We start from the raw sequence: 18,609 nt of genomic DNA on the forward strand, positions 1-18,609 counted from the left end.
GGAGAGAACCCCATGCACAGCGAATACCCGCCCACCCTGCCGGCGGAGTACGCCGACATCGAGTTCGAGAACAACGCGCAGCGGCTGCCGCTCGTGCTCTGCCTCGACATCTCCAGTTCCATGGCGGGTCAGCCCATCCAGACGCTCAACAACGCGCTCGCCGAGTGGACCCGGGAACTGCACGACGACGTCAGCCTCAGCTACAGCGTCGAGGTCGCCGTCGTCACCTTCGGCGGCCAGGGCGTCGCCGCCTGGCGCGGGCCCCAACTCCTCGCCCCGCGCGCCCCGGTGAGCCCCTTCGTGCCCGCCCACATGTTCCAGCCGCCGCAGCTCGCCGCCGCCGGGGTCACCCTGATGACCGAGGCACTCGAACTGTCGATGCACGTCATCGCCGCCCGCAAGGCCGAACTGCGCGCCTCCGGACTCCAGTACTACCGGCCGCAGATCTGTCTGGTCACCGACGGGCTCCCGACCGACGCCACGGGGCATCTCACCGACTCCTGGCACCGGTTGACGCCGGTGCTCGCCGACGAACAGCGGGCCCGCCGCTTCCGGCTGTACGCGATCGGCGTCGGCGGCATCACCGACCGGGGCGAGCAGGTGCTCCGGGCGTTCGCGCCGAAATTCAACGCCCGGCTCCAGGGATTCCCGTTCCGTGAACTGCTCCAGATGATGTCCGCGAGCGCGAACGCCGAGCAGAAGGGCGCGGGCGACGAGGTCTTCGAGAAGATCTTCAGCCAGTTCAAGACGCAGCGCCCGGCCTGGGAGTCGTGACCCCGATGACCGGATGGGATGCCTGACCGATGACCGGAGTCGACGAGCGGAACGCGCCGTGGCGGATCCACGGCATGAGCGTCGAGGGCTACCGGCACCGCCGCCAGGGGCTGCCCTGCCAGGACGCCTGCGCCTACACGGCGACCGCGTCCGTCGCGGTGCTCGCGGTCGCGGACGGCGCGGGCAGCAGACCGCGCTCCGAGGAGGGCTCGCGGCTCGCGGTCGAGCTGGCGGCCGAGCACTTCGCGCGCCGGGCCGCCACCGCGGCGGACCGCCGCCCGGGCGAGGCCGTGCACGAGCTGCTGGAGGACGCCTTCCACGACGTCTGCAAGGTGTTCCTGGACCGCACGGGCGCCGACGCGGCGGACTTCGCCACCACGCTCACCGTGGTGGTGCTCGCGCGAGGCTGGCTCGGCCACCTGACCGTCGGCGACGGCTTCGTCGTCCTGCGCGCCGGGACGGAGGAGGGCGAGCGGCAGTTCCATCTGCTGCCGCAGCCGGCCGCGCCCAGCGAGTACAGCAACGAGACGGTCTTCCTCACCTCGCCGGACGCGGCCCGCTGGGTGCACACCGACTGCGTCTCCGACGCGGGGATCGACGGGGTGCTGCTGTCCACCGACGGCCTGGCGCAGGCCGCGCTCAACCGGTCCTCGGGCGGCGCGCTGTCCCCGAACGTGTCGTTCGCCGAGGCCGTCTTCCGTTCCCTCGACGTGCCGGGGCCGGTGACCGACAGCGCCCACGACGGGCTCGCGACCCTGCTCCGGTCGGACCGGCTCACCGCCCTCAACGCCGACGACAAGACCCTGCTGCGGGCCGTGCTCAAGGCGCGGCCATGAGCGGCCGCACCGTGTTCCTGGACGGCAGGCCGGTCACCCTCGCCGAGCTGCCCCTGAAGGGCGGTGGTCAGGCGGCCGTCTACCCGGTCGTCGGCGACGACGGCATCGTCGTCAAGGTCTACCGCGAGGCGCCGGGCCCCGAACAGGAGCGGCGGCTGACGCGGATGCTGACGATGTCCCCGCTCGCGGCCCGCCCCACCGACGCCTCCCAGCCGCCCGAACTGGCCTGGCCGACCGCGCTGGCCCGCGGCTCGGGGGGCGAGTTCCTCGGCTACGCCATGCGCCGCTTCGGCGAACCCCAGCACGTCCAGCTGATCGGCCTGTTCACCCGCGCCCAGCGCCTCAAGCTCTTCGGCGACCGGGCCGACTGGCGCTTCCTGCTCGGCGTCGCCTGGAACCTGGCCTTCATGACCGCCCGCATGCACTACGACGACCTCGTCATCGGCGACTTCTCCAGCAGCAACGTCGTCGTCGACGCCAACGGCTTCGTCACCTTCCTCGACTGCGACTCCATCGCCTTCGACGACCCGGTGACCGGGGAACTCTTCCCCTGCCTGATGCACACCACCGACTACTCGTCCCCCGAGCGGCAGGCCGGCGGCCCGGCCACCCGCGCCACCGACGACTTCGCCCTCGCGGTCCTCGTCTACCAGCTGCTGACCGCGGGCAACCACCCCTTCGGCGGCGTCCCGCACGACAGCGCCTCCGAGTCGACGGTCAAGGACAACATCGCCGCCAGCTGCTCGTACGTCGTACGCCCCGAACGGGTCGTCATCCCGCGCGGCACGATCGACCCCTCCGTGCTCCCGCCCGAACTGCTCGCCCTCGCCCGCACCGCGTTCGGCTCCGGGGTGCACGACCCCGCCACGCGGCCCCCGGCGGAGGCGTGGCTGCGCGCGCTGGACAAGGAACGGGCGCTGGTACGGGTCTGCCCGGGGCGCCCGCTGCACGCGTTCGGCTCGCACCTGGCCTCGTGCCCCTGGTGCGCCCGGGCCGCGCACACCGGGCACGACGTCTTCAACGGGCCGGTGGCGCGGCCGGCACCGGGACCGCCGGTCCCGGCTGCCCCGGTGCCGGGGGAGCCGTGGCCCGCGGCGCTGAAGGTGGCCCTCCTGATCCTGGTGGTCGTGATCCTGGTGGTGATCGCGGCGAACGCGTGAGCCGGGGCCGGCGGCATCAGCGAGCCGGGCGGGGTCGGCCCGGTCACTGCGAGCGGCCGCGGTCCTCCAGATAGCGGGTGTGCGACTCCTGGCGCCGTGCCTCCGTCTCCCGCAGGGCCGCCGCGAGCCGCTCCGACTCCTCGTGCAGCAGCCCGAGTTGACGCTCCAGGTGACGTTCGGGCGGTTCGGTGCCCGGGGTCAGCCGGGTCCACCACCGGGTGCGGACGAAGGTGTCGACCGCCTCGGGGACGTCCTGGCGCACGGCGCGGGACAGGGCGTGCACGCCCTCCGGGTCCTGGGCGAGAACCTCGGCGACCCAGCCCGGATCGAGCAGGGCGGTGAGCACCTCGGTCAGCTCGGTGAGCCGGCCCCTGGCCGCCGGAGGCAGCTCGACGCCGTCGAGGTACTCCCGCAGCTTGCCGAAGTCGGCCCTCAGCTCCTCCAGTTGGGCCGAGGGGTCCGGGAAGTCGGGCAGCGCCGGGCGCTCCGGCGGCGCGATCAGCGCGCCCGCGCCGTACAGGCCCGCGACGACGACGGGCCAGTACGGTCCCGCGATCCCGGCGAAGGTGAGCGCGAGCCCGGCGATCCCGCACGCGCTGCCGGTGAGGTTCTTGCGGGACTCGAGGAAGCCGACGAACCTATTGGTAGCCACGGATCTCCTCGAAGGCGCCGTCGAGCGTGTCCTTGCGGGCGTCGAAGACCCGGCCCCCGGTCAGGTCGGCGATGTGCTGGAGTTCGCTCCGGTCGGAGTCGCCGAACAGGATGGGGAAGACGGGGATCTCCCGCTGTCCGCCCGGAAGCCGGCGGTGGAAGGCCTCGAAGTCGGCCGGGCTCGCGCCCGTGGTGTTCTCGCCGTCCGTCATCAGCACGATCGACGTGAACGTGTCGTCGTCGGAGCCCAGATGCCCGTACGCCTTCTCCAGGGAGGTGTAGATCGCGGTGTCGCCGGAGGCGCTCAGGGCGCGGACGTCCTCGGAGATCGCGTCGAGTCCGGTCCGGGGGGCCTCGGGGCGCACGACATGGGTGCGGACACTCTTGACCGCCGAGCCGAACGGCATCAGGGTCACCTCCTCGCGGTCGCGGAAGTCGCCGGTCAGATTGCCGAGCGCCTTCCTCAGCCGCTCGATGCGCTCGCCGCCCATCGAGCCCGAGGTGTCGAGGACGTACACCGTCCTGGACGGCCGGCGGAGCTTGTTCTCGTAGGCGTCGAGGAGCTTGTCGGCGACGGACCGGGTGCCCGGGAAGGGGAGTTCGCGCCGTCGGTCGGTGTCGAGTCCGGCCGCGGGGGTGACGGAGGCGACGACCGGGCGGCGGTGGGTCCGCTCGGTGATCAGCTTCTGCGCGGCCGGTGCGCGCAGCGCCTCGGTGAGGCGCCGGACCGTGTCGCGGGTGTCCTTGGAGGACGAGGCGAGGGAGGTGAGCGGGTAGTCGGCACTCACCACGCCGTCGCGCGGGCGGATGACCGTCAGGCCCTTCACGCCCTTGAGGACGGACTCGTAGGTGAACAGGGCGTCCACCGTGCCGCGGCGCCGGTAGGAGGCGGCCAGCCAGCCCGACGACCCGGAGGTGAGCTTCTGTCCCTCGAAGAACTCCCGCAGGCGCGGCGTCGCCCTGTCCACGTCGGCGTCGGTGAGCGCGGACTGGGCGCCGGACAGTCCGGAGGCCACCGAGATCAGCGTGGAGAAGCCGGAGTTGGAGCGGGCCGGGTCGGTCATGCCGTAGGTCAGCCGACCGTTCGCGACGGCCTTCTCCACCTGCGACCAGGTGACGTCCCGCGGCTTCCAGCCGAGGGCGCTCACCGTGGCCGGCCTGACCCCGATGGCCACCGGGCTGGACATGACGGGCGTCTCCGAGACGACCTTCCGTACCGCGTCCGGACGCAGGTGCAGGTAGTCGTTGGAGGAGAGCCACACGGCGTCGTACCTGCCGTCCACCCCGCCCTTCGCGAGCAGGTCCACCGCGGCGAGGGTGCCCGTGTAGGTGGGCTCCACCGTGATGCCGGTGTCCCGCCCGATCCGGTCCAGCACCGGCTTCATGTCGCTGAGTTCGCTGGAGGCGAGGACGCGCAGGGTGCCGGGCTCCGGGGCCTTGTCGCCGTCGGACCTCCCCCCGTCCTGAGCCGTGCAGGCCGTGACCGCGAGCAGGGCCACGAGGGCACCGGCCGCCTGTCGGATCCGTCTCATCCGAGCCCGCCCTCCAGTGCGCCCTGCGAACGGCTGCGCTCCAAGTAGGTTCCGGCGTTCTGGAGTTCGGACGTCAGGGACTCCACGGTCGCGGCCATCGTCTCGGTCGCCCGCGCCTTGTACGTGTCGATCGCGTCGAGGGTGCGGTAGATCTGCTGGAAGGCGCTGCGCAGGGTCTCGGCGCCGATGGTCGGGTCGGCGGCGATGCGCTGGATCTCGCCGCTCTGGGTGGAGAGCATCTCGGCGTTGCCGCGGATCAGGTCCTCGGTGGTGCCGCGCAGGGCGTTGACCTGGTCGACGACCTTGCGCTGGTTGTCGAGCGCGGAGGCGAGCATCACGGAGATGCGCAGCGCCGAGACCGTGGTGGTGGCTGCCCGGTCGACGCCCTTGATGAGTTCCTCGTTGTTGCGCCGGACCACGTCCATCGCCAGATAGCCCTGGGCGCACACGGCGAGCTGGGTGAGCAGGTCCTGGTGCTTCTGCCGGACCGGGAAGAGCACGTCGGAGCGGAGGGTGTCCGCCTGGGCGGGGTCGGCGGCGTCGACGCCCGCGATGTGGTCCTCGACGGCGGAGTCCAGGGCCTGGGTCAGCACGACGTACTCCTGGAGCCTGCCCATCGTCTCCCAGAGCCGGACGCGTTCGGTCTGCAGGGCCGCGTTGTCCCGGCGCAGTTCGTCCTGCCCGCCGCGCAGCGAGCCGACGATCTTGTTCAACGTGCCTTGTGCGGAGGCGTACCTGGCGACGTGGTCCCGCAGCTTGTTGCCGCCGGGCAGCCTGGAGAGGAACTTCCGGCCCTTGCTCGCGGACAGGTCCCGCGGGTCCAGGTCCTCGACCACGCGCCGGAGTTCGACGAGGGAGCCAGCTACGTGCGACTGGGCGTCCTCACCCTTCGAGGGCAGACTGCGGATCGTCCGCTCCAGCATGCGGTTGGACTGGGCGGCGGCGCCCCGCATCTCGCCGGACCCCAGACCCGCGATCTCCCCGACCTTGCCGGCGAACTCGGGGGAGCGGGCGTCCAGGTGGGCGAGCCCGTCGATGTACTCCGCGGCGCGGCGCGCCATCTCGTCCCGCACGCCCGGGTCGACGGGAACGAGTCCGCCGGCCTTGTCCCTGGGCACGGGGGCCACGGCCTCGGGCGGAGTGAGGGTGAAGGTCTCTTCGGTGGTCATGTGCTGTCCCCCTGGTTCCCGGCCCGGCGCGCCATCTCGTGCAGCACCTCGGAGGCGGGCACGGGCGCCTGCCGGACGCCGGTCAGCTTCTGGTTGAGGTACGAGGCACGGTCGGCGGTCGCCGCCGTGAACTCGCGGGTCGAGCCCTGCGGCCGGAACCCGTGCCGGACGGCGAGCTCGCGCAGGGTCGGGTCGCTGCTCAGGAGTTCACCCAGCGCGCGGCCCTCCGGGGTGAGCGGTACGACCGTGTGGTCGCTGTTGGCGGTGGTGTCCGGGTAGAGGACCGTGAGGTCGCCGGTGTCCCCGCCCTCGTCGAGGAGGGCGGCGACCTGTGACTCGTAGACGAGCACGAGCGGGTTGCCGGCGCCGCTGACGAAGTCCCCGAACGCGGCTTCGCTGCTGGGCTGCTGGGCACCCTGGACGCTGATGAGCCGGTGCATCAGGGGCGCCGTGCGGTCGATCGCCGCGGTGTCGGCGGCGACGCGTCCGCCGTCGGCGACGTAGGAGGCGGCGGCGAGGTAGAGGGCGCCGGAGTTGGAGGATTCCGGGTCCGTGCTGGCGATGTACAGGGTTCCGGTCAGTTCACCGTGCGCCCCGGCGCCCTTGAGCTGCTGCCAGGTCCGTTCGTGCCGGGCCGCGTCCAGATAGGCGGCCATCCTCAGCGTGCCGGTGTGCTTGTCGAGGGTGGCGAGGCCGTTGGCGGCGAGGACCTGGGCCGCGCCGCGGTGGGCCACCACCACGAGGGGCGAGTAGAAGGGCCGGGGCAGCGGCCGGCGGACGTGGTACTTGTCCGCGAGCTCGTCGGCCGGCGCCTGGCTGGAGGGGAAGGCGAAGTCGTACCCCTCGAGGTCCAGGCCGTCCATGGCCCAGGACCCGGAGGTCTCCGTCTTCACGGTGTAGCCCTTGGCGGCCAGGGCCTTCACCACGTCGGGGTCGGCGAAGAACTCCGCCTTCTCCGAACCGATCATGCCGCGCACGGTCTTCGTTGCCGTGCTCCTGTCCTGTTCCGTGCGGCCCTCGACGACGGCTGCTGCCACTCCGCCGATCAACAGGACCGCCAGGACGATTCCCGCGATACGTCTCACGCCTGGAGAGTGCACTCCGGAATTCAACGTTCCCGGTCCCGGAGGGTGAACGCGGAGTGACCACCGGGTCCCGGTACGCAACCGGAGGGGAGACCGCCGCTATGCCGGCGCGCGCGGCCGCGTGACGGGTGTCCACGGTGTCTGTGACACCCGGTCCGCGCGTCGCTGCGGGAGCGCGCGGACCGGGGCCGGATGGGGGCCCCGGGCTGGGGAGCCGGGGCTCAGCGGGTCGCCGGCTCGCGGGCTCCGACGGCCAGGGCGTGCGCGTCCATGCGTTCGGCGGAGAGGATCGCCGCGGCCGTGTCGGCGCGGGAGGCCGCCACCACGAGGGCGCGGCCCGCGAGGGCGTGGGCCCGGCGGTGGAGGGTCGCGGGACGGGAGTCGCGGGATGCCGCGGCGGCCCGGAAGCGGACCGGTGAGGCACCGCCGCGCAGCCTGGTCACCTGCTCGGCGAGCCGCTCGGCACCGGTGTCCAGATCCGCGGACGGCGTGAGCGCGCGGATCTCGTCCGTGACGGCGAGCAGCGCCGCGAGATGGCCGGCGAGCTGGATGTCCAGCTCCTCCTCGCGCGACCGGTGGGGGAAATCGGAGGAGGGGGCGCCGGCCGCCGTGTGGACCGACTTCGAGCGGATCGGTTCGTACATGGGGTGGCCTCCTGTGCCTGACAGGAAACCATCCTAGCTTGGATTCAATCTAAAGTTGAGCCGGTTCGTGAAATGGGGCGCGACGCGTACGCACGGTGAGCGTGCCGGGCGCCGCCCGCGAGTGTCACGGCTGGCTGTAGCCGTCGAGGAACGATCCGATCCGGGTCACCGCGTCCGTCAGGTCCGCGACCGTCGGCAGCGTGACCACCCGGAAGTGGTCCGCCTCGGGCCAGTTGAAGCCCGTCCCCTGCACGACCATGATCTTCTCGCTGCGCAGCAGGTCGAGCACCATCTGCCGGTCGTCCTTGATCTTGAAGACCTTCGGGTCGAGGCGCGGGAAGAGGTACAGCGCCCCCTTCGGCTTCACGCAGGTCACGCCGGGGATCTGGGTCAGCAGTTCGTGCGCCACGTCCCGCTGCTCCTTCAGGCGCCCGCCCGGCAGGACCAGGTCGTTGATCGTCTGCCGCCCGCTGAGCGCCGCCACCACGCCGTGCTGTCCCGGCATGTTGGCGCACAGCCGCATGTTGGCGAGGATCGTCAGTCCCTCGATGTAGGAGGACGCGTGCGCGCGGGGTCCGGACACCGACATCCAGCCGACCCGGTAGCCCGCCACCCGGTACGCCTTCGACATGCCGTTGAAGGTGAGGGTGAGCAGATCCGGGGCGATCTTGGCGGTCGAGGTGTGCGTGGCGTCGTCGTAGAGGATCTTGTCGTAGATCTCGTCGGAGCAGACCAGCAGGTTGTGGCGCCGGGCGATGTCCGTGAGCCCCCGGAGCATCGCGTCGTCGTACACCGCGCCGGTCGGGTTGTTCGGGTTGATGATGACGATCGCCTTGGTGCGGTCGGTGACCTTCCGCTCCACGTCCGCGAGGTCCGGCATCCAGTCCGACTGCTCGTCGCAGCGGTAGTGCACGGCGGTGCCGCCGGAGAGCGAGACGGCCGCCGTCCACAGCGGGTAGTCCGGGGCGGGCACGAGGACCTCGTCGCCGTCGTCCAGCAGTCCCTGCATCGCCATGACGATGAGCTCGGAGACGCCGTTGCCGATGAAGACGTGGTCGACGTCCGTCTCGATGCCGAGGGTCTGGTTGTGCATCACGACCGCGCGGCGGGCGGCGAGCAGGCCCTTCGCGTCGCCGTAGCCGTGCGCCGAGGACACGTTGCGGAGGATGTCCTCCAGGATCTCGGGCGGACACTCGAACCCGAAGGCGGCCGGGTTGCCCGTGTTGAGCTTGAGGATGCGGTGGCCGGCCGCTTCGAGCCGCATCGCTTCCTCAAGAACCGGACCCCGGATCTCGTAGCAGACGTTGGCGAGCTTCGTGGACTGGATCACCTGCATGTCCGTGAGCTTACGGCCGCCCACCGCGCACGGGGGCGTGTTTTCCACCACGTGAGACATGGCGGTACCGGCCTCTTTGTCCTCCCGTTACGCGGTAAGGCCAGGTGGTCCCTACAATGCGCGTTCATGTCCTGGCAGCCCGGAGATCCCGAAGCCCGGCCGCAGGTGTACCTCCCTCAGGGCGACGCGGAGACACCTCTGGCCTACGAGGCGTACCACGATCCGGCCGAGGCGCACGGCTGGCGCAAGGTGTCCGCCGAAGGGGACGGGGACGAGACCGCCGCGCTCGACATCGTGCCCGGGGGCCGGGCGGATCGGCGCGAGCGGACGCGGGGTCACCGGCGTACGCGGCTGACCCGGCGGCTGGCCGTGGCCGGGGGCGCGGCCTGCGTCGTCGTCCTCGGCGTCGCCGTGGTGGGGGCGCTCGACCCGGGGGCCCTCGAGGGGCCGGGCGGCGGCGACCCCGGGCCGACGGCCGGGCCCGTGCGTCTCGCGACGGGCCCCGCGGAGCCGGTCGGCGACGAGTCGCCCGCCGCGGCCGTCTCCGTCGCGCCGCGGAGCGACCCCCCGCCCAGCCCGTCGGCGACGGCCTCGGCCACTTCGTCGGTCACCGTCTCGACCCCGGAGTCCGCGAGCGCGGACGCCGTCTCCCCCGGTGAGTCCGCGAGCGGGTCGCCGAGCGCGTCCGCGAGCACGTCCGTCTCCGCTTCCCCCACGCCGACCGACTCGGCCTCGCCGTCGCCGGCGGACTCGGCGACGGGCGGCGCCGGCGGGCACGGACCCGGCCACGGGCACGGCGGCGGCCACGGAGACGGATAGCCGTCCGGCACGTTCCCGTGCCGGTGGACCGGCTCCGCCGTCGAGCGGGGCCGCGCCGGACACGTCCTCGGGGTCCCCCGGACCAGCCCGCTCGTCCCGGACGCGCGGCGCGGGGCGAACCGGGTGGCGCGGCCCGGCGACCTGACCGGCCGACGGGAGGGCGAGCGGTACTCCGGGCCCGTCGTCACCTTCTCCAGCCGTACGACCCCGAACCGCGAGGCCCGCGCCCGGGAACTCCGCGCGCGGGCCGCCACGATCGGCGCGCCGCTCTTACGTGACACCGCTTTGACGTGACACCGGGCTTACGCGGCACCGGGCTTCTTCCGTGGCGCCGGGCCCTGCGGCACCGGGCTCCGTGACACCGGCCTCCGTGACACCGGGCCCTGCGGCACCGGGCCCTGCGGCGCCGGGCTCCGTGACACCGGCTTTGCGGCACCGAGTTCCGGGGCGCGGCGCGGCCGGTATGCCGAGGAGGCGCCGGAACAGGCGGCGCTTCGCGCCTGTTCGGCCGGAATCCGCTCCTTGCCCGCCTTCCCCTCCCCCCTCACAATGCGCATGACAAGAGGGCCGGAAGACCTCCGGTCAACGCAAGACGACCGGAGGACCTCCGGTCGTCCATGTCGTAAGAGGGGACCCCCACATGAGAAAGCCTCTCGTCGCCGCACTCCTCGCCCTGGTGATCGCCGGGGCGGGCGCGGCACCCGCGGTCGCGGCTCCCGAGTCCGCCCCCGCGCACGTCTCGGCCCAGGCCGTCCCGGCGGACACCGGGGCGGCGGCGCCCACGCTCCAGGCCGTCAGCCTCGCCGGGACCGTCGCGCTCAGCAACTGCTCCGGATCCGTCGTCCGCTTCCCCGGCTCGGCCGACACCGACCCGGCGCTCGTGCTCTCCAACGGCCACTGCCTGGAGACCGGCTTCCCCGACCCCGGTGAGGTGATCGTCGGTCAGGCGTCCAGCCGCACCTTCGGTCTGCTCAACTCCGCGGGCACCAAGGTCGCGACGCTGCGCGCGAGCAAGGTCGCGTACTCCACGATGACCGACACGGACATCACGATCTACCAGCTCACCACCACCTACGCGGCCATCAGGAACTCCTACGGGATCAGCGCGCTGACCGTGCAGAACACGCATCCGGTCGCGGGGACGGCCATCACCGTGGCCTCCGGCTACTGGAAGAGGCTCTACAACTGCTCCATCGACGGCTTCGCCTACCGCCTCAAGGAGGGGAGCTGGACCTGGAAGGACTCGGTCCGCTACACCTCCGCCTGCAACACCATCGGCGGCACCTCGGGCTCGCCGGTCGTCGACCAGTCCACCGGCAAGGTCGTCGCCGTCAACAACACCGGCAACGAGGACGGTGAGCGCTGCACGGTGAACAACCCCTGCGAGGTCGACGCGAGCGGCAACGTCACCGTCCGCCAGGGGATCAACTACGCCGAGGAGACCTACCAGATCCCGGCCTGCTTCACGACGGGCAACCGGCTCGCCCTGAACCAGAGCGGCTGCGTCCTGCCCAAGCCGTAGGAGGACCCGCGGGACGGGCGGGGGCGGGTGGTCACGCCGTGCGGCGGACCGCCCGTCCCGCCAGCACGTCCGTCCTGCGTCCGTCCTCGACGACGAAACGGCCGTCGATCAGGACGTGCGGGATACCCGTCGGGAGGGCGCGCGGCGCCTCGAAGGTCGAACCCGCCGCCACCGTCGCCGGGTCGAAGAGCACCAGGTCGGCGCGGTACCCCTCGCGGACGAGCCCGCGGTCGGGCAGCCGCAGCCGGGCGGCCGGGCGGCCGGTCAGATGGGCGACGCACTCCTCCAGCGAGAGGACCCCCAACTCCCGCGCGTACCGGCCGAGATAGTGCGGGAAGGTGCCGTAGGCGCGGGGGTGCGGTTTGTCGCCGCGCAGGATGCCGTCGGAGCCGCCGGTGTGCACCCGGTGGCGCATGATCGCCCGCACGTTGTCCTCGTGGCCGACGTGCTGGAGGATCGTCGGGCCCAGCCGGTCCTCGATCAGCAGACGGCGGGCGGTGACCCAGGGTGCCTCGCCGCGCAGGCCGGCGGACTCCTGGACGGTCCGGCCGACGTACTCGCCGAGCCGGGGGTCGCCCACCCCCGAGATCTCGATGGTGTCCCAGTCGATGGGGACACCGTGGCAGCCGTCCGCGCCCACGACCTCCATGTGGTGCCGGACGCGCTCGGCGCTCGCGTCGTCGCGCAGCCGGGCGAGCACCGCCTCCGGGCCGCCCTCGCCCGCCCAGCTCGGCAGCATCGCCACGAGGGTGGTGCACCCCGGGGTGTACGGGTAGGTGTCGAGGGTGATGTCCGCGCCCTCGGCCAGCGCCTTGTCCAGCAGGGCGAGAAGATCCGGCGCCCTGCCCTCGTTCACGCCGAAGTTCATGGTGGCGTGGGCGAGATGGAGCGGACAGCCCGCCTCGCGGGCGAGGGTCACCATCTCCTCGTACGCCTGGAGGGCGCCCGCGCCGTAGGAGCGGTGGTGCGGACAGTAGTAGCCGCCGTGCTCCGCCACCACCCGGCACAGGGAGGTGAGTTCGGCGTCCCCGGCGTACATCCCGGGCGTGTACGTCAGCCCGGAGGACATGCCGACCGCGCCCTCCCGCAGCCCGTCCGCCACCAACCGCCGCATCCGGTCCAGCTCCCGGGGGCTCGCCTCGCGGTCCTCCCAGCCGACCGCGAGCATGCGGACGGTGCCCTGCGGGATCAGGTAGGCGGCGTTCACCGCGATGCCCGCGCCGTCGAAGCCGTGGTCGAGGCGGTCCAGGTACTCGCCGACCGAGCGCCAGGTGAAGTCGACGTCGTCGCCGTGGCCGTTCCAGCCGGTGATCGCCCGGCGGACCTCGGCGAGCGTACGGTCGTCGACCGGCGCGTACGACAGCCCGTCCTGGCCGAGGACTTCGAGGGTCACACCCTGGGCGACCTTCGCGCTGTGGTCCGGGTCCGTCAGCAGCGCGAGGTCGCTGTGCGCGTGCATGTCGATGAAGCCGGGGGAGAGGACGAGCCCCTCGGCGTCCACCTCCCTTGTGCCGCGCGGCCGTTGACAGCCGGCCGCGGCGGCCTCCTTGACGATCGCGACGATCCGGCCGCCCTTGACGGCCACGTCGGCGCGGTAGGTGGTGGCGCCGGTGCCGTCGGCGACGTCCACGTCCTGGATGACGAGATCGGCGTGGTCCATGGAGCGTCTCCCGCTTCTAGAAGAACGTGCGGATGTAGTCGACGACCGTGCCGTCCGCCTCGACCAGGGGGATCAGCTGCCACTTGTCGAAGGACGTGCACGGATGGGACAGGCCCATGCCGACCCAGTCGCCGACCTCCAGGTCCGCCTCCGGCGCCGTCCGCAGCCACGCGTGCTGGTCGGAGAGGCCGGTGACCTCGATACCGGCGGCGGGGCGTTCGAGGCCGTCCCGGCGCACCACCTGGGCGAGGGGGAGGTCGAGGTCGTACGCCGCGTCGCGCTTGCCCGCGTTGGTGAAGGCCTGTTCGGCGGAGGGCCGGGAGACGACCTGGGACCAGAGGCGGAACGCCGGGTGCAGGGCGCCCTCCTCGGGGACCCGGGTGAAGGGGGTCAGCTTCCGGTAGTGCCCGTCGTCGTGCGAGACGTACGCGCCCGAGCGCAGCAGCTTCAGTACGGGGAGCGAGAGTTCGGGGATCTCCGCGAAGACGTCGGCGACCGCGTCGAACCAGGCGCTGCCCCCCGCGCTCACCACCACCTCGTCCAGGCCCTTGAACCGCCCGGCCTCGTCGAACGCCGCCGCGAGCCCGGTCAGCCGCCGCAGCCAGGCGCGCACCCGCTCGGGGTCCGCGTCCGGGACCTCGCCCTCGTACCCGGCGACGCCCGCCAGCCGGAGCGTCCGCGTCGCCGCCACCGCGTCCGCGACCGCCGCGCACCCGGCCTCCGTCCGCACGCCGGTGCGGGCGCCCTCACCCGCGGCGAGTTCGACGACGACGTCCACCGGGCGGGCGCTCCCGCGCAGGGCCGCGTCCATCAGTTCCACCCCGCGCACCGAGTCGACGTAGCAGACGAACCGGAAGTCCGGGTCCCGGGCCAGCTCGGCGGCGATCCGGCGCAGGGCCGCGGGGTCGACGAGTTCGTTCGCGAGGAAGATCCGGTCGATGCCGAACTCCCGGGCCACGCGCACCTGGTGGGGGACCGCCAGGGTGATGCCCCAGGCACCGTGCTCGATCTGCCGCCAGAACAACCGGGGCGCCATGGAGGTCTTGCCGTGCGGGGCGAACGCGAGGCCGTGCCGGGTGGCGTACGTCTCCATGAGTTCGAGGTTGTGGGTCAGGCGCTCGGCGGAGAGCGCGAGGACGGGCGTGGTGAAGCCGCCGGTGAAGAGGTTGCGGCGCTGGGCGGCCAGTTCACCGACGCTCAGCCCGTCCGCGTCCGGGGGGAGGCCCTTGAAGCGGTGGTCGACGCGGTCCGCCGCGAGAGCGGCCAGCGGTGCGGCGGCGGAGTCGGCGCTCATGGGGCCTCCAGGGCGTTCTCAGGTGCGTTGCACTGTCTGCAACGCTCATTGCGTATGTCGCTCACTGCTGTCTAACATCCCAGCCAACGCAGGGTCAACGGTGCCGTTCGCCGCCGTCGGCCGCCAGAGCGAGGAGCCCCGACGACCGTGACCAGCAACGGACCCGCAGGTGCCGCGTCCCCCGACGCCGGAACCGGAACCGGCGTCGGCACCGATACCGGCACCGGCACCGGCACCTTCGACGTGGTGGCCCTCGGCGAGTCCATGGTCACCTTCCTGCCCACCCGCGCCGGGCGCCTCGCCGACGTGCCGTCGTTCGAACGGGGCATCGGCGGCGCCGAGTCGAACGTGGCCTGCGTGCTCGCCCGGGCCGGTCACCCGGCCCGCTGGGTCGGCCGGGTCGGCGCCGACGGGTTCGGCGACCACCTCGTCGAGGCGATCGCCGCGCACGGCGTCGACACCTCCGCCGTGCGCCGGGACCCCGGCCGCCCGACCGGCGTCTACTTCCGCACCGCGGGCGACCGGGCCACCGACGCCCACGAAGTCGCCTACTACCGGGCCGGATCCGCCGCCTCCGCGATGACGGCCGCGAACACGGACCTGGCCGCCGCCCGCTCCGGACGCGTGCTGCACCTGTCCGGCATCACCGCCGCGCTCTCCGACGGCTGCCTCGCCCTGATGCGCGAACTCACCGCCCCGCGCCCCGGCCGGCCGCTCGTCTCCTTCGACGTCAACCACCGCCCGGGGCTGTGGCGCGACCACCCCGAAGGACCGCGCGTCCTGCTCGACCTCGCGCGCGGCGCCGACCTCGTCTTCGTCGGGGAGGACGAGGCCCGCGACGCCTGGGGGCTGAGCGGGGCCGCGGCGATCCGCGAGGCGCTGCCCGAACCGACCGTCCTGGTCGTCAAGCACGGCAGGGGCGGAGCCGTCGCGTTCACCAAGGACGCCCCCGAGGGGACCGGGGACGCCGACGGCACCGCCACCCTCGTCCGCGCCCTGCACGTCGACGTCGTCGCGGCCGTCGGCGCCGGTGACGCCTTCGCGGCCGGCTTCCTCTCCGCCACCCTGCGCGGCCTGCCCGTCCGCGACCGGCTGCGCCACGGCCACCTCATGGCCGCCGCCGCCCTCACCGCCCCCGGCGACCTCGCCGAGCCGCCTTCCCGCGACCACGCCGACCGGCTGGCCGCCCTGGACGACGAGGCGTGGGGGAGACTTCGTCTCGGCCCCGGCTGGACCGAAGCCGACGCACGGGCCGCCGAGGAGGTACGTACGCCATGAGCCAGACCGTCGACCGAGCGCTGAGCATCCTGCCCCTGCTCGCCGAGGGCCCCGCCGACCTCGGCCAGGTCGCCGACCGCCTCGGCGTCCACAAGTCCACGGCCCTGCGCCTGCTGCGCACCCTGCACGAACACGGTCTCGTGTACCGCCAGTCCGACCAGCGCTACCGCCTCGGCGCCCGCCTCTTCGCCCTCGCCCAGGAGGCCGTCGAGAACCTCGACGTCCGCGAGATCGCCCACCCCCACCTCGTCCGCCTCAACGAGCAGTGCGGACACACCGTCCACCTCGCCGTGCACGAGGAGAACGAGGTGCTCTACATCGACAAGGTGGAGAGCCGCTACCCGGTGCGCATGTACTCGCGGATCGGGAAGCCCGTCGCCATCACCGTCGCGGCGGTCGCCAAACTGCTCCTCGCCGACCTGCCCGAGGCCGAGCGCCGCGCCCTCGCCGACAAGCTCGACTACCCCATGTACACCGCCCGTTCGACCCCCAACGCGCCCGCCTTCCTCAAGGAGCTGGCGGCGGTGCGCGAACAGGGCTGGGCCACCGACCTCGGCGGCCACGAGGAGTCCATCAACTGCGTCGCCGCCCCCGTCCGCGGTGCCGACGGACGCGTCGCCGCCGCCATGTCCCTCTCCGCGCCCAACGTCGTCGTCACCGCCGACGAACTGCTCACCCTGCTCCCGCTGGTGCGCCGTACGGCGGACGCCATCAGCCGCGACTACTCCGGCAGAGCCCCCACGAAGGAAGCACCGAAGGAATGATCACCGCATGACCGACAAGACCGCCCTCACCCCCACGACCCACACCGCCCCGCCCGCGAAGTTCTCGCACGGAGTCAGGAAGGGCAACATCCTCCAGGTCGCCGGCCAGGTCGGCTTCCTGCCCGCCGAGGAGGGCAGGCCCCCGACACCCGCCGGGCCGACCCTGCGCGAACAGACCCTCCAGACCCTCGCCAACGTCAAGGCGATCCTCGAAGAGGGCGGCTCCGGCTGGGACGACGCGATGATGATCCGCGTCTACCTCACGGACACCGGCCACTTCGCCGAGATGAACGAGATCTACAACCAGTACTTCGAGGAGCAGGGCCTCACCGCGCCCCCCGCCGCCCGCACGACGGTCTACGTCGGCCTGCCGGCCGGACTCCTCGTCGAGATCGACGTGCTCGCCGTCCTCGGCTGACCCCGTCCCCCCGGGCCACCGCCCGCGCAACTCCCGCACCTCGTACGTCGTCACGGTGCGGCGCCCGCCACCCCTGGGCCGCCGCACCGCGATCCGCCCTGCCCGAAAGCACCATGGACCCCCGAGAACGAGGCCCCCCTCCATGTCGTCGTACCCGCTCGCAGCGACAGCCCCCGTCCCCGCTCCCGAGGCGCCACCCCACACCGGTGGTCTCCTGCTCCTCCTCGACGGCACGGCCGGACTGCTCACCGTCGCCGCCCTCGGTATCGCGCTCCTCCTCCTCCTGATCATCAAGGTCAGGCTCCAGCCGTTCGTCGCCCTGCTCGCCGTCTCCATAGCCGTCGGCCTCGCCGCCGGACTCTCGGTCACCGAACTGTTCGGCACGGTCCAGAAGTCCACCGCCGTGTCGGTCGTCGAATCCGGCATGGGCGGCATCCTCGGCCATGTCGCGATCATCATCGGCCTCGGCACGATGCTCGGCGCGATCCTCGAAGTCAGCGGCGGCGCGGAGGTGCTGGCATCCCGGCTGCTCAATCTCTTCGGCGAGAAGCGGGCCCCGCTCGCCATGGGCCTGACCGGCATCGTCTTCGGCATCCCGGTCTTCTTCGACGTCGGCATCTTCGTCCTCGCGCCGCTCGTCTACGCCGCCGCCAAGCGCTCCGGCAAGTCGATCCTGCTCTACTGCCTGCCGCTGCTCGCGGGCCTGTCGATGACCCACGCCTTCCTGCCCCCGCACCCCGGCCCGGTCGCCGCCGCCGGACTGCTGCACGTCCAGCTCGGCTGGGTCATCCTCATGGGCATCGTCTGCGGCGTCCCCGCCGTGCTGGCCGCCTGGGTGTACGCAGCCTGGGTCGGCAAGCGCATCTTCGTCCCCGTACCGCAGGACATGGTCGAGGCGGCCGCCGAGGCCAAGCGGGCCGTCGTCGAGGAACAGCGGGCGGCCGGGGTCGAGCCGCACGAGAAGCCGGTTCCGCTCGGCGTCGTCCTCGGCATCATCGGTACGCCGCTGGTGCTGATCCTCGCGGCGACCTTCTCGTCGATCGCCCTGGACCCCTCCACCCTCCGCTCCGTCGTCGAGTTCTTCGGCAGCCCCTTCGTGGCCCTCACGATCGCCCTCGTGCTCGCCTACTACCTGCTCGGCATCCGGCGCGGCTGGTCCCGCAAGTCCCTGGAGACCGTGTCCACGTCGTCCCTGAAGCCGGTCGGCAACATCCTGCTCGTGGTCGGAGCCGGCGGAGTCTTCGGAGCCGTGCTGAAGGCGAGCGGGGTCGCGCAGGCCCTCTCGGACACCTTCAACGACGTGGGCCTTCCGGTGATCGTCCTGGCCTACCTCATCTCGCTGGTCCTGCGCGTCGCCCAGGGCTCGGCCACGGTCGCGATCGTCACCACGGCCGGCATCGTCGCGCCGCTGCTCGTCGAGGGCGACCACTCGCAGGCCTTCGTCGCGCTGGTCATCATGGCGATCTCGGCGGGCTCCATCTTCGCCTCGCACGTCAACGACGGCGGCTTCTGGATGGTGGCCAAGTACTTCGGCATCAGCGAGCGCGACACCCTGAGGACCTGGACCGTCCTGGAGTCGGTGCTGTCCGTCGCGGGGTTCGCCGTGGCCGCCGCGGTGAGCCTCTTCGTGTAACAGAGGCATAGCCAATCAGGGGGCTGGCTGTGTC

At 72.6% G+C, this 18,609-nt stretch carries 18 protein-coding genes; 10 read left to right on the top strand and 8 right to left on the bottom strand.

The genetic code is table 11. From position 1 onward, the window contains the following. The first annotated feature begins 12 nt into the window (after nt 1–12). Genes ACFYW7_RS21895 through ACFYW7_RS21905 form a run of 3 tightly spaced genes read left to right on the top strand, consistent with a single transcriptional unit; the run spans nt 13 to nt 2,770 of the window. Nucleotides 13–774 carry a hypothetical protein gene (locus ACFYW7_RS21895; protein ID WP_389504790.1) on the top strand — a complete coding sequence of 254 codons (762 nt, stop codon included), beginning with the start codon at nt 13–15 and terminating at the stop codon, nt 772–774. Between the two features lie 29 nt (nt 775–803). Continuing rightward, a complete protein-coding gene (locus ACFYW7_RS21900; protein ID WP_389504792.1) occupies nt 804–1,610 on the top strand; it encodes a PP2C family serine/threonine-protein phosphatase in 807 nt (268 codons plus the stop codon). After that, the gene (locus ACFYW7_RS21905; RefSeq protein ID WP_389504794.1) at nt 1,607–2,770 is read left to right on the top strand and encodes a hypothetical protein; all 1,164 of its coding nucleotides are present in this window, start codon (nt 1,607–1,609) and stop codon (nt 2,768–2,770) included. The genes ACFYW7_RS21900 and ACFYW7_RS21905 overlap by 4 nt, the downstream gene beginning before the upstream one ends. Before the next feature lie 43 nt (nt 2,771–2,813). Here ACFYW7_RS21905 and ACFYW7_RS21910 read toward each other — a convergent pair whose 3' ends face one another. From ACFYW7_RS21910 to ACFYW7_RS21935, 6 genes are all read right to left on the bottom strand, one after another. Next, entirely contained in the window at nt 2,814–3,422 is a 609-nt protein-coding gene (locus ACFYW7_RS21910; RefSeq protein ID WP_389504796.1) for a hypothetical protein, read from the bottom strand. Next, nucleotides 3,409–4,953, bottom strand: a complete 1,545-nt coding sequence (locus tag ACFYW7_RS21915) for a substrate-binding domain-containing protein (protein ID WP_389504798.1) — start codon at nt 4,951–4,953, stop codon at nt 3,409–3,411. The genes ACFYW7_RS21910 and ACFYW7_RS21915 overlap by 14 nt, the downstream gene beginning before the upstream one ends. Beyond that, nucleotides 4,950–6,122: a toxic anion resistance protein gene (locus tag ACFYW7_RS21920; protein ID WP_389504800.1), complete on the bottom strand. Its 1,173-nt coding sequence runs from the start codon at nt 6,120–6,122 to the stop codon at nt 4,950–4,952. The genes ACFYW7_RS21915 and ACFYW7_RS21920 overlap by 4 nt, the downstream gene beginning before the upstream one ends. Continuing rightward, nucleotides 6,119–7,207: a hypothetical protein gene (locus ACFYW7_RS21925; protein WP_389504802.1), complete on the bottom strand. Its 1,089-nt coding sequence runs from the start codon at nt 7,205–7,207 to the stop codon at nt 6,119–6,121. The genes ACFYW7_RS21920 and ACFYW7_RS21925 overlap by 4 nt, the downstream gene beginning before the upstream one ends. Nucleotides 7,208–7,428: 221 nt before the next feature. Then, nucleotides 7,429–7,851: a hypothetical protein gene (locus ACFYW7_RS21930; RefSeq protein WP_389504803.1), complete on the bottom strand. Its 423-nt coding sequence runs from the start codon at nt 7,849–7,851 to the stop codon at nt 7,429–7,431. Nucleotides 7,852–7,975: 124 nt separating this feature from the next. Beyond that, on the bottom strand, nt 7,976–9,187 hold the full coding sequence (locus ACFYW7_RS21935; protein WP_389504805.1) for a pyridoxal phosphate-dependent aminotransferase: 1,212 nt from the start codon (nt 9,185–9,187) through the stop codon (nt 7,976–7,978). Between the two features lie 126 nt (nt 9,188–9,313). On the opposite strand from ACFYW7_RS21935, the gene ACFYW7_RS21940 reads away from it, so the two are divergent. The 3 genes from ACFYW7_RS21940 to ACFYW7_RS21950 all read left to right on the top strand — a co-directional run bounded on the left by ACFYW7_RS21940 (nt 9,314) and on the right by ACFYW7_RS21950 (nt 11,528). Continuing rightward, nucleotides 9,314–10,006: a hypothetical protein gene (locus tag ACFYW7_RS21940; protein WP_389504807.1), complete on the top strand. Its 693-nt coding sequence runs from the start codon at nt 9,314–9,316 to the stop codon at nt 10,004–10,006. Nucleotides 10,007–10,129: 123 nt separating this feature from the next. Beyond that, nucleotides 10,130–10,300, top strand: a complete 171-nt coding sequence (locus ACFYW7_RS21945) for a hypothetical protein (RefSeq protein ID WP_389504809.1) — start codon at nt 10,130–10,132, stop codon at nt 10,298–10,300. A gap of 346 nt (nt 10,301–10,646) precedes the next feature. Continuing rightward, entirely contained in the window at nt 10,647–11,528 is an 882-nt protein-coding gene (locus tag ACFYW7_RS21950; protein WP_389504812.1) for a serine protease, read from the top strand. Between the two features lie 31 nt (nt 11,529–11,559). Here the strand turns inward: ACFYW7_RS21950 and ACFYW7_RS21955 are convergent, their stop codons facing one another. After that, entirely contained in the window at nt 11,560–13,188 is a 1,629-nt protein-coding gene (locus ACFYW7_RS21955) for an amidohydrolase family protein (RefSeq protein WP_389504814.1), read from the bottom strand. 16 nt (nt 13,189–13,204) lie between these two features. Further along, nucleotides 13,205–14,482, bottom strand: a complete 1,278-nt coding sequence (locus tag ACFYW7_RS21960) for an amino acid deaminase (protein WP_389504816.1) — start codon at nt 14,480–14,482, stop codon at nt 13,205–13,207. Between the two features lie 243 nt (nt 14,483–14,725). Between ACFYW7_RS21960 and ACFYW7_RS21965 the strand changes: the two genes are divergently transcribed. From ACFYW7_RS21965 to ACFYW7_RS21980, 4 genes are all read left to right on the top strand, one after another. After that, the gene (locus tag ACFYW7_RS21965; protein ID WP_389505563.1) at nt 14,726–15,760 is read left to right on the top strand and encodes a sugar kinase; all 1,035 of its coding nucleotides are present in this window, start codon (nt 14,726–14,728) and stop codon (nt 15,758–15,760) included. After that, nucleotides 15,757–16,524, top strand: coding sequence for an IclR family transcriptional regulator (locus ACFYW7_RS21970; RefSeq protein WP_389504818.1), 768 nt, complete (start codon nt 15,757–15,759; stop codon nt 16,522–16,524). The genes ACFYW7_RS21965 and ACFYW7_RS21970 overlap by 4 nt, the downstream gene beginning before the upstream one ends. Before the next feature lie 7 nt (nt 16,525–16,531). Further along, complete coding sequence (locus ACFYW7_RS21975) at nt 16,532–16,942, top strand: RidA family protein (RefSeq protein ID WP_389504821.1); 411 nt, start codon at nt 16,532–16,534, stop codon at nt 16,940–16,942. Nucleotides 16,943–17,084: 142 nt separating this feature from the next. Next, the gene (locus tag ACFYW7_RS21980; RefSeq protein ID WP_389504823.1) at nt 17,085–18,575 is read left to right on the top strand and encodes a GntP family permease; all 1,491 of its coding nucleotides are present in this window, start codon (nt 17,085–17,087) and stop codon (nt 18,573–18,575) included. Nucleotides 18,576–18,609: the final 34 nt, after the last annotated feature.

This window comes from Streptomyces sp. NPDC002580, assembly GCF_042889485.1.
GTDB lineage: Bacteria > Actinomycetota > Actinomycetes > Streptomycetales > Streptomycetaceae > Streptomyces.